The organism is Falsiroseomonas sp. E2-1-a20, assembly GCF_051433195.1.
Taxonomy (GTDB): Bacteria; Pseudomonadota; Alphaproteobacteria; order Acetobacterales; family Acetobacteraceae; genus Falsiroseomonas.
Genome location: NZ_JBHMFT010000170.1, coordinates 1 through 979 on the forward strand (window position 1 = coordinate 1; position 979 = coordinate 979).

1 protein-coding gene is annotated in these 979 nt (G+C 67.5%); it reads left to right on the forward strand.

The genetic code is table 11. From position 1 onward, the window contains the following. Positions 1 to 7 precede the first annotated feature (7 nt). The coding region (locus tag ACFHPP_RS31180; protein ID WP_437167105.1) for an IS630 family transposase at positions 8 to 979 on the forward strand (972 nt) is incomplete at its 3' end.

Genomic DNA, 979 nt, shown 5'->3' on the forward strand with positions numbered 1-979 from the left:
GGATGCGATCGTCGGCGACCGGAACCGCCCGCTCAAGCATACGCAGCGGGCCAACATCATCCTGCTGTCTGCCGAGCGGCTGGCGGTTCTGGAGGTGGCCCGGCGGGCGGGTGTCAGCCGCCCGGCGGTCTGGCGCTGGCAAGGGCGCTACGCCGAGCAGGGCGTCGACGGGCTGCTGCACGACAAGACGCGCAAGCCCGGCCGGGCGCCGCTGGCCACGGCGATGGTCGCCAAGGTGCTGGCCCTGACCTGCGCGGAGCCGCCCGGGACGGTGACGCACTGGACCGGCCGGGCGATGGCCAAGGTGGTCGGCATCAGCCTGAGCGCGGTGCAGCGGATCTGGCAGACCAACCGCCTGCAGCCGCACCGCCTGCGCACCTTCAAGCGCTCGAACGACCCCGCCTTTGCCAACAAGGTCGAGGACATCGTCGGCCTCTACATGGACCCGCCCTGCCATGCGGTGGTGCTGTCGATCGACGAGAAAAGCCAGATCCAGGCGCTCGACCGCACCCAGCCCGGACTACCGCTGAAGCCCGGCAAGTGCGGCACGATGACCCATGACTACAAACGCAACGGCACCACCACCCTGTTCGCGGCGCTCAACACCCTTGATGGCACCGTGGTCGGCCGCTGCATGCCGCGGCACACCCACAAGGAGTTCGTCCGCTTCCTCAACGCCATCGAGCGTGCGGTTCCGGCTGGCAAGGTGATCCACGCCATTCTCGACAACTACGCCACCCACAAGCACCCGAAGGTCCGGCAGTGGCTGGCCAATCATCCACGCTGGGTCTTCCATTTCACCCCAACATCAGCGTCCTGGATCAACGCCGTCGAGGGCTTCTTCTCGGCCATCACCCGCAGGCGCATCCGCCGCGGCGTCTTCAAATCCGTCCCTGATCTACAGGACGCCATCACCCGCTATATCCGCGACCACAACACGGCCGCCAAACCTTTCGCCTGGACCAAGCCCGCCGACACC